Annotated in this window: 6 protein-coding genes and 2 pseudogenes; all 8 read right to left on the reverse strand. The window is 33.9% G+C overall.

Features of this window, described 5'->3' with window-relative positions; all coding sequences use genetic code 11:
* Positions 1-2 precede the first annotated feature (2 nt).
* Positions 3-365 carry a hypothetical protein gene (locus B3C18_RS25395; protein WP_291153548.1) on the reverse strand — a complete coding sequence of 121 codons (363 nt, stop codon included), beginning with the start codon at positions 363-365 and terminating at the stop codon, positions 3-5.
* Between the two features lie 93 nt (positions 366-458).
* Positions 459-848: a helix-turn-helix domain-containing protein gene (locus B3C18_RS25400; RefSeq protein ID WP_291153550.1), complete on the reverse strand. Its 390-nt coding sequence runs from the start codon at positions 846-848 to the stop codon at positions 459-461.
* Between the two features lie 111 nt (positions 849-959).
* Entirely contained in the window at positions 960-1,475 is a 516-nt protein-coding gene (locus B3C18_RS25405) for a hypothetical protein (RefSeq protein WP_291153552.1), read from the reverse strand.
* A gap of 469 nt (positions 1,476-1,944) precedes the next feature.
* Positions 1,945-2,484 (reverse strand): hypothetical protein, encoded by a 540-nt coding sequence (locus tag B3C18_RS25410; protein WP_291153554.1) that lies wholly within the window; start codon positions 2,482-2,484, stop codon positions 1,945-1,947.
* 217 nt (positions 2,485-2,701) lie between these two features.
* A complete protein-coding gene (locus B3C18_RS25415) occupies positions 2,702-3,478 on the reverse strand; it encodes a M15 family metallopeptidase (protein WP_291153556.1) in 777 nt (258 codons plus the stop codon).
* 413 nt (positions 3,479-3,891) lie between these two features.
* Positions 3,892-5,118 (reverse strand): annotated as a pseudogene (gene lysA, locus B3C18_RS25420) (diaminopimelate decarboxylase); the annotation flags it as partial.
* Between the two features lie 364 nt (positions 5,119-5,482).
* A complete protein-coding gene (locus B3C18_RS25425; RefSeq protein WP_291153558.1) occupies positions 5,483-6,937 on the reverse strand; it encodes a glutamate synthase subunit beta in 1,455 nt (484 codons plus the stop codon).
* Positions 6,938-7,042: 105 nt separating this feature from the next.
* Positions 7,043-10,732: pseudogene (gene gltB / locus B3C18_RS25430) on the reverse strand (glutamate synthase large subunit); the annotation flags it as partial.

Below are 10,732 nucleotides of genomic sequence, written 5' to 3' on the forward strand. Positions count from 1 at the left end.
TTTTATCCTCTTCTAATTTTCACCTGATAAACAATTTCCCAAAAAATAACAGAAAACAAAGCATTGGCAAATATTGCCGTTTTAACCTGATACGGATCGTAATTTAAAAGCAAATGTAAGTTTGTAAATTTCAGAGCTAGAAATAAGGCTAAAGCTGCAATCCCGACAGCGAAGAGTATATTTAATATAGGATTCCATTTTAAAGCTAAAAATGCATATATAAGATTAAGAACGGCAAACCCACAACCTAAAGTTAAATAAGGATCTGTTTTTAATTTTTCGCCCAGCAACAATAAAGGGGAAGTTGCAGTAAGATATAAAAAGAAAAGAATTGAATAAAGTAGGATTCGTATTTGTGGTTTCATTTTGTTTTTTTTTTGCTAGTTTGTTTTTCGTTTACAAAAAAAGCACAAAATCATAAGATAGTTGTGCTTTTGTAGAATTTTATTGTTGAGGAATTATTTTCCTTTTAGTAATTTTTCTAAATATTCGTTTTTGTCTTTTTCAGCCTGAACTAAACGTTCGTAAAGTTCAACAACTTTATCAAGAGGATTGAAATTGCAAGAATTATTAGTTATAAAGCTTCCCGTAACAGATTCATTAAAAGTATTGAAATAATTAAATACATTTTCCTCTGAAAAACTCTTGATGGCTTCTACAGTAACGCCAAGTGCTTCTGCAATGTTTGCAAGTTTTGCTTCGTCAATAGTTTCGCTTCCTTCAATTCCAGAAATAGCCTGCTGATTTGTACCAATTGCCTGCGCAAGTGCTTCTTGCTTCATACCTCGAAGTTCTCTGATTCGGCTAATGTTTCTGCCAATGTGTTTTGGTTTTGTTGCTGTGCTCATAATTCAAAGGTATTTAATTTTTTCTTTATTTGAATGAAATAAAAATATGTTTTTTCTGATAGAAATTAATCTTTATCTATTGAAATTTTATGTTGACATATTAGTTTTTGATCATTCTATTTTTGTCAATTTTATACTGTCTGTAGCATTTCTAAAACCATAAAGATAGCCATTTTTGATTTTGTATTCTGTAGAGTCAGTTGTTAAGTAAATCTCTTCTTTTTCAATAAATTTGCCATCTAAAAAACTAGTTGAAGATCCTGGATTAGTACTTTCGCTAATGCTGAAAGTTTTATCAATTTTCGAATGTGTAATTTCGTAGGTTGTATCTTGTAAATTAAATTCCCAGCTTTCGAATCTTTCATTTTTATATCTGGTAATGCCTTTAGCGAATAAATAATGCATTAGTATTCCCGCAATTACTGCATTAATTAAAAATAACGAAACGAATTTCCGATTTAAGAAAAATAGAATTAATGCAATTACTAAGTTTAATACAACCACAGAAGGAACAAGTATTAATTCTGCAATGGAAATACTTGGATCTGGATTCATTTGTTTAACCCAAAGCCAAATAATTATAAAGTCAAAAATTGAAAGCAATAGTATTCTAATTCCAAATTTCATTAGTAATTTATTAGCTGTTTTTTGATTTCGAAACTAAATTCCTCCGAGGATTCTTTATTCTAAAAAAGAATCAAAATACAAAAACATTTTGCCTAAATATATTAAACTAAGAATAAGAAAAACGAAAGAAAAAATTAAATAACCTTTATTTTTAAAAACTCTAAGAAATGCAAAAAACAGATATCCAAAAATAATGCTAGTGACAATATATAGCATTTTTAAGAATCCTATTCCATCTTCGTCAACCACTATATATGGTTCCTCGTTGATAGTATATGGAGTGATAAAATAGCTGAGAATTAAAAGAAAAAGTCCAATAAAAAATAATATTCGTATTATGATTTTCATAGTATTTAATTGGGATTATCTTTTGATAACAAGAGCGTCACGCTTGTGCCAATAGAGTTTCAGCTTGTGTTCATGAGAGTGCGATGCCTGTACTAGTAAAATAAAGTGTGACTTTTTATATTCATTTAGTCCAAAAATTTTTTATTGTATTGAATTGTTCTTCGTTATCTCCTCCATTTTCATATTTATATAGGTTATCCCAATAAATTATTCCTCCAATTTTAATGAATACTTTGTAATATCCTTTTGCAAGACTGCTGATATTTATGCTAAAATTCTTTGAGGATTGCTTGTTAGAAGAAAAAATTGAATGCGAGATAATTGATTGTTCGCTGTATAAATTTGTATTCAAAATATTGTTGAAATTTACATCTTGATAAATTTTTTCAGGATTTGCTGATACTAACCATACATCTGTAACATTTTCTTGTGCTAAAATGTTAACGGATTCATTTACGGGATTAGGATAAATTAAAAACTTGTTATTTGTTAAAATATTCGGGTTCCCGAATTGTAACTGTAACTCTGAATCGTCAGAGGTTTCTCTAAGATTAATCCCTGTGATTAAATTTATAGAAGTTTTGTCAGTTTGAGTATCAGTTTTGTCATTGTTACAGCTTATTGCCAAAATAGAGATAAGAATAAAAAGTTTTTTCTTCATAATTGATTTATTTCAAGATTATACAAAGAACATACTTTTACTTTTTATAATCAACAAACGTTATTATGTTTTTGGGTGATAATAAAAACTATTGAATTTCTATTTTAAGCATTAATTATTGACAAATCCTGCGGTTACTTTGCGTGGGCTTCGACTTCGCTCAGCCTGACAGATGTTTAGATATTTAAAAATTGTGGAAACTTTTTGGAACATGGAATTATTTTAAAATTTTCGCAACTTCAAAATGCATACCGTCTCTTCTTGTAAAATGTCCGCCCCAATAAAAACCATTTGCATTTGCAATTTCGACTAATTCTCGAACGCATCCTTTTTGTCCCACTAAAGCAGGAACTGCGCCTAGTTTGTTCCAGTTGTAATTTATGTCGAATGCTGTGCCAAATGCATGATTACTTAAAGTTGTTCGACTTCCTCTAATAAATCGCGGATTGTATGAGCCTTCCCAAGTTAAAACATGGTGAAGTAGTTTATTTTTATCCCATTCTGCCCAAAGATTTATTAATTGTTTTTCGGCTTTTTTATGAAAGTAAACAGTGTCTGTACCTTTAATTTTTATGAGCTGCGGAATTTTGATTTTTATAATATTTTCTTTATCCCAATTATTGGTAATTATAATATTTTCGGGATTATCCGGTAAAGGAGCAGATTTAAATTTTAGTTCTCCAAATATTTTTTGTTTATCCGCATTTGAAACAATAGGCTCAAAATTTGGTTTTGGAGGAAAACTGTCATTCGTAATGTTTTGTTCATCATCTACAACGACTCCAAAACCGAGTAACATAGCGGCTCCAATCGTAAAATTTCCCACTTTACCGTCTGGGTTTAGATTGTGTGCCTTTTGAAATTCTTTGGTCGAAAAATCCAGAGCTTCATCAAAAACTCCAGATGCAGTTCCTTTATACAATCCTAAACCGGTTAAAAAAAACTGCCATTTTTTAACGTCATTTCCTGTTGAGCCAATTTTTATAAGTTTCATGTCTTTAAATTGAATTATTAGTTAATATAAATTTTATCAAGTATTTGGCGAGATAGTTTATTTATTGTGGAGAAGACTAATATTTCTATTTTTTGGCAAATAGTAGTAACGAAGATTTATGTTTCTATAAATCAAGAAGATAAGTCAAAAATACTTATATCTTTTTAATTGTAATCGAGTATTTTTACCTGTTTATCAAGTGGTTATGTTTTTAATAGTTCAATTTTTTAAATTCCAAATTCTATTTTTTTAACGCAAAGAACGCAAGATTTTTTTTGCTTCTTTGAGCGTTTTAAGTTCGCAAAGCTTTGAGGTTAAATTTTAATCTAAAATCTAAAGTCAGAAATCTACAATAAAAAAATCCCGCTTCAATTAAGAAACGGGACTTCGGTGATATTCTCTTTTTTTTTATTTTAAACTGTTGCAGCAACTTCTTGCGGTAACGGAATTTGATTTTTAAGTAAATCTTCGAATGTTTCGTGTGCACGAATCAAGATTCCTTGTCCGTTCATCCAAAGAACTTCGGCTGGTTTGTATCTTGAATTGTAGTTCGAAGACATTGAGAAACAATATGCTCCGGCATTTCTGAAAGCAAGAATATCGCCTTCTGTAATTTCAGAGATTCTGCGGTTGTTGGCAAAAGTATCAGTTTCGCAAATGTAACCTACAACAGAGTAAAAACGCTCTTTTCCTTTTGGGTTTGAGATGTTTTCGATATAATGTTGTGAACCGTAAAACATTGGACGGATTAAGTGGTTGAAACCACTGTCGATTCCGGCGAAAACTGTTGATGTTGTTTGTTTTACTACGTTTACTTTTGCTAAGAAGAAACCTGCTTCACTCACAAGGAATTTTCCTGGTTCGAAAATCAAGGTTAAATCTCTGCCATATTCTGCACAGAAAGAATTGAATCTTTTTGATAATTTTTTACCTAATTCTTCGATGTCGGTTTCGATATCGTCTTTTTTGTAAGGCACTTTGAATCCGCTTCCGAAATCTAAGAATTGTAAATCTTTGAAGTGTTTTGCAGTATCGAACAAAATTTCGGCAGCATACAAGAATACTTCGATATCTAAAATATCAGATCCTGTGTGCATGTGAATTCCAACAATGCTCATTTTTGTATTTTCAACAATTCGCAATATATGCGGAATCTGGTGAACAGAAATTCCGAATTTACTATCGATATGTCCTACTGAAATATTAGCATTTCCGCCCGCCATTACGTGTGGATTGATACGAATACATACTGGAATATGGGGATGTTTTGTTCCGAATTGCTCTAAAATAGATAAATTGTCGATATTGATTTGTACACCCATTGCGGCAACTTCTTCGATTTCTTCTAGAGAAACTCCGTTTGGTGTAAAGAAAATTCTTTCGGGTTCATAGCCAGCGTGAAGTCCTAACTGAACTTCCTGAATTGATACAGTATCTAAACCAGACCCCATGTTCTTTAATAACTGAAGAATCGCAACGTTTGACAATGCCTTCATGGCGTAATTAACTCTTAAGTTTTCTACCTTAGAGAAAGCTTTAGTTAACCTATTGTACTGAGATTGGATTTTTTCGGCATCATAAACATATAATGGACTTCCAAATTGGTCTGCTAACTGCAGTAAATCTTTTGCTTGCATTTTTAAATCATTTTGGGCAAAGTTATTACACTTTTAACTATCTGCAAATTATTTATAGAAAAATAACAAATTGTAACAAATTGTTTGTTTTTAAACAAAAAGTACTTTATTTCGGATTTTTATAAAAAAATTAGCCGCCAATTGTACGGATCAATTGGATAAATAAAGATTTAAAATAAAGATAAAAAAATCCGCATAAATCTGTTTAATCTATTAAATCCGCGGGCTAAATTTAAAAACAAAACCCCTGAATATAAATTCAAGGGTTTGTTAGTAGTTATGTTGTTTATTGGAATAAAGATTTAATAAAATGCAAGGAAAAAAACTTAGAACCTTAGCATCTCAGTATCTTAGAATCTATAAAAAATTATAAACTCGGTAAATCTCCTCTTCCTTTAGTAGGCAGGTTGGTAGAGCCCATTAAGAACAAATCTACCTCTCTTGCTGCTTCGCGACCTTCTGAAATAGCCCACACGATTAATGATTGTCCTCTTCGCATATCACCCGCAGTGAAAATGTGAGGAACGTTTGTTTGATAATTATGTGCTTTATAGTTGCTTCTAAAATCTAATTCAAGACCTAATTGCTCGCTTAATGTTTTCTCTGGGCCTGTAAATCCAAGAGCTAATAAAGCTAAATCGCAAGGCCAGATTTTCTCAGAACCTTCTTTTTCAATTAATTCAGGACGTTGACCCGGAGTCATTTTCCATTGTACTTCAACCGTTTTTAATCCCGTTAATTCACCTTTATCGTTAGAAATGAATTCTTTAGTATTGATTAACCAGTTTCTGTCACAACCTTCTTCGTGAGAAGATGAAGTTTTTAACTGCAATGGCCAGAAAGGCCAAGGAGTTGATTCACTTCTTCCAACAGGAGGTTTTGGTAAAATCTCAAAGTTAGTTACCGATTTAGCTCCGTGTCTGTTTGAAGTTCCAATACAGTCAGAACCAGTATCTCCACCACCAATAACGATTACATCTTTACCAGTTGCTTTAACCTGATCTGGAATTGATTCTCCAAATAAAACTTTAGTTTGCTGTGTTAAGAAATCCATTGCCTGAACAACACCTTTGCTTTCGATTCCTTTAGTTGGCAAACTTCTTCTTTCTGTTGCTCCTCCGCATAAAACGATAGAATCGAATGCGTTTAATTCTGCTACGCTAAAGTTTACACCAACGTTTACATTAGTTTTAAAAGTGATTCCTTCAGCTTCAAGGATCGCTACACGTCTGTCGATGATTCCTTTTTCTAATTTGAAATTCGGAATCCCGTAACGTAATAAACCTCCAATTGCATTGTCTCTTTCAAAAACGGTAACGGTGTGTCCAGCTCTGTTTAATTGCTGTGCTGCTGCAAGTCCCGCAGGTCCTGAACCAATAACGGCAACTGTTTTACCAGTTCTTGTTTTTGGAGTTTGTGGTTTAATCCAGCCTTCAGCAAAACCAATTTCAACAATGTTTTTCTCGATGTTTTCGATTGATACAGGATCTTTGATGATTCCTAATACACATGCTTTTTCGCATGGAGCAGGGCATAAGCGTCCTGTAAATTCCGGAAAGTTATTAGTCGATTGTAAAATCTCTAATGCACTCTGCCATTCTTCCTGATGTACCATGTCGTTGAAGTCAGGAATTAAATTTCCTAACGGACAACCACTGTGGCAAAAAGGAATACCACAATCCATACATCTTGAACCTTGTTCTTTTACTTTATCTTTTGCTAACGGAATAGTAAATTCGTTGTAGTTAGAAACACGTTCTGCTACTGCTAAATTACTTTCGTCGGCTCTGTTATATTCTTTAAATCCGCCTATTTTACCCATGACATTTTAATTAAAATTTCAATTTTTAAATCCCAAATTCCAAATCCTTCGACTTCGCTCAGGAAGACATTGTAATTGAAATTGATTTTTGAAATTGATGTTTTATTAAGCAATTAATTCTTCTATTTTTTTCTCTTCTGCAATTCTTTGTAATGCTTTCTTGTAATCAGTTGGCATTACTTTTACGAAGTGCTGTTGTTGATTTTCCCAGTCTGCTAAAATTCTTTTTGCTAATGGACTGCTTGTGTACAAGGAATGATTTTTGATCAATCGTCTTAGTTTTGTAACGTCTTCTTCTTCCAACGGATCGAATGCAACCATTTCCATGTTACAAACTGTTGAGTCGAATTTCTTATTTGGATCGTAAACATAAGCTACACCACCGCTCATACCAGCTGCGAAGTTTCTTCCTGTTTTTCCTAAAACTACTACTGTACCACCGGTCATGTACTCGCATCCGTGATCTCCAATTCCTTCCACAACTGCTGTTGCTCCAGAATTTCTAACACAGAAACGCTCTCCGGCCATTCCATTAATATAAGCCTCTCCGGTAATAGCTCCGTAAAGGGCAACGTTTCCAATAATGATATTGTCTTCAGGTTTGAAAGTTGCAGTAGGAGGGACTTTTACAATTAGTTTTCCTCCAGAAAGACCTTTTCCTAAATAATCATTACAGTTTCCGTGAATTTTAAACGACAATCCGTTTGTTGCAAAAGCACCAAAACTTTGTCCGGCAGAACCTTCAAAATCAACTAAAATAGTGTCATCAGGTAATCCTTGTGCGCCATAAATTTTTGAGATTTCGTTACTCAAAATCGCACCTACAGAACGGTCTGTATTTTTAATTTTAAATGTTACTCTTGTTTTTTCTTTTCTATAAATAGACGGAATCGCTTCTTTGATAATGTCAAAATCTAATACATTTTCAAGTTGGTGATCTTGTTGTGTTGTATTGTGATTTGGCTGTGTTTTCGCTTTTTCCGGTTTGTATAGAATTGGTGATAAATCTAAACCATTTGCTTTATAATGTTTGATTGCTTTGTTCACATTTAATTTTTGTGACTGACCAACCATTTCTTTTAAAGTTCTGAAACCTAATTGTGCCATGATTTCTCTTAACTCTTCAGCAATGAAATACATGAAGTTGATTACGTGCTCTGGAGTTCCTTTGAAATTTTTTCTCAATTCAGGATCCTGAGTTGCAATACCAACCGGGCAAGTATTTAAGTGACAAGCTCTCATCATGATACATCCAGAAGCTACAAGCGGTGCAGTTGCAAAACCAAATTCCTCAGCTCCTAATAAAGCTGCAATAGCAACGTCACGACCTGTTTTTAACTGTCCGTCACACTCTAAAACTACACGGCTTCTTAAATCGTTTAAGATCAAAGTTTGTTGCGCCTCAGCTAAACCAAGTTCCCATGGAATACCTGTGTGTTGTAAAGATGTTAAAGGTGCAGCTCCCGTTCCTCCGTCATAACCAGAGATTAAGATAACGTCAGCTTTTGCTTTGGCAACACCGGCAGCGATGGTTCCAACTCCAACTTCAGAAACTAATTTTACGTTTACACGTGCTTCACGGTTTGCATTTTTCAAGTCATAAATCAACTGAGATAAATCTTCAATTGAGTAAATATCGTGGTGAGGCGGAGGTGAAATCAAACCTACATAAGGTGTAGAATTTCTTGTTTCAGCAATCCAAGGCACCACTTTTTCTCCAGGTAATTGTCCGCCTTCACCAGGTTTCGCTCCCTGAGCCATTTTAATCTGGATTTCTTTAGCGTTTGTCAAATAATTGATCGAAACACCAAAACGTCCCGAAGCAACTTGTTTGATTGCAGAGTTTCTTGAATCTCCGTTAATTTCTTTCTGGAAACGTTTTGGATCTTCTCCACCTTCTCCAGAATTACTTTTTCCGCCAATTCTGTTCATTGCAATCGCTAAATTCTCGTGTGCTTCTCTACTGATAGATCCGTAAGACATTGCACCCGTTTTGAATTTTTTTACAATTTCTGTCCAAGGTTCTACTTCATCAATAGAAATTGGATCAAGGTTGTTGAATTCAAATAAACCTCTAATGGTCATTAAGTTTGAGCTTTGCTCATTAACGGCATTTGAGTATTCTTTATAACTTTCAGGGCTGTTTAAACGAACCGCTTGTTGTAATTTAGAAATAGTGGTTGGATTAAACATGTGTTTTTCACCACCACGTCTCCATCTGTAAATACCTCCAATTTCTAAAGAAAGCAAACTTGCCACTTTTGAATTCGGGAAAGCTTTTTGGAAACGTTTTTTCACTTCTTTCTCCACTTCCATTAAACCAATTCCTTCAATTCTTGATGGCGTGTAAGGGAAGTATTTAGAAGTAAATGTTTTGTTTAAACCTAAAATCTCGAAAATCTGGGCAGCTCTGTATGAATGTAATGTAGAGATACCAATTTTGTTCATGATTTTAACGATACCTTTTGCAATCGCTTTGTTGTAGTTTACAACAGCATAATCAGCTTTTACCCCGGTAATGAAACCTTGCGCTACCTGATCGTGAATGATTTCGTTTACCATGTAAGGATTGATGGCACTTGCACCGTATCCGAACAATAAAGCAAAATGATGAGGTTCACGAGGTTCTGCAGATTCAATAATGATTCCGAATTTAGAACGAACCTGTAAAATGTTCAAAGAGTGGTGAATGTAAGAACAAGCCAATAACATAGGGATTGGAGCTAATTGCTCGCTAACACCTCTGTCTGATAAAATAATTACATTACATCCTTCTGAAACAGCTTTGTAAGTTGCCTGAACACATTTTTCAAGCGCACGCTCTAAACCGTTAACTCCTTTTTCTATTTTATATAAAGTAGAAATTGTAGCCGATTTGAAATCTACGTGATCAATGTTTCTAATTTTATCTAAATCCTCGTTAGAGATAACCGGATTTTGGATTTTTAATTTTTTACATTGTTTAGATTCAATTTCAAAAATATTGAAATCTCCACCAACAGCTAAACTAATATCGGTAATAATTTCTTCACGAATACCATCCAAAGGCGGGTTAGTAACCTGAGCAAATAATTGTTTGAAATAGTTATATAACAATTGAGGCTGGTCTGATAATACTGCCAAAGGCGTATCGTTACCCATAGAACTGATTGCTTCAGCTCCTTGACCTCCCATTGGGTTGATGATTGTTTTTAAATCTTCAATTGTATAACCAAATAAACGTTGTCTTGTTTGGAAATCTAATTTCTCAACCGGAGTTGGATTGTTCGTATAAGGAACTTTTGCTAAAGGCAATAAGTTAGCGTCTAACCATTCCTGGTACGGACGTTTTGTAACTATCGCTTTTTTAACTTCTTCGTCTTCAATAATACGGCCTTCGTTCATATCAACCAAGAACATTTTCCCTGGCTCTAAACGACCGTGCTGAATTACATCTTCCGGATCGATATCCAGTACACCAATTTCTGATGACATGATCACGAAACCACTGTGTGTTAATGTATAACGAGAAGGACGCAATCCGTTTCTGTCTAATAAAGCACCAATTACGTTACCATCTGTAAATGGGATAGAAGCAGGACCATCCCAAGGCTCCATAATACAAGCAGTTGAATTCGTAGAACGCTCTTTTTTCAGGAGACATTGTCTGGTGTTTTTCCCAAGCTTCAGGGACAACCATCATCATCGCTTCTGGCAATGAACGACCTGTCATTAATAAAAGTTCAACCACCATATCCATAGAAGCAGAATCTGATTTTCCTTCTAAGATAATTGGGAATAATTTTTTGATATCAT

It is taken from the genome of Flavobacterium sp. UBA7680, assembly GCF_002482975.1.
In the GTDB taxonomy this organism is placed as follows: Bacteria; Bacteroidota; Bacteroidia; order Flavobacteriales; family Flavobacteriaceae; genus Flavobacterium.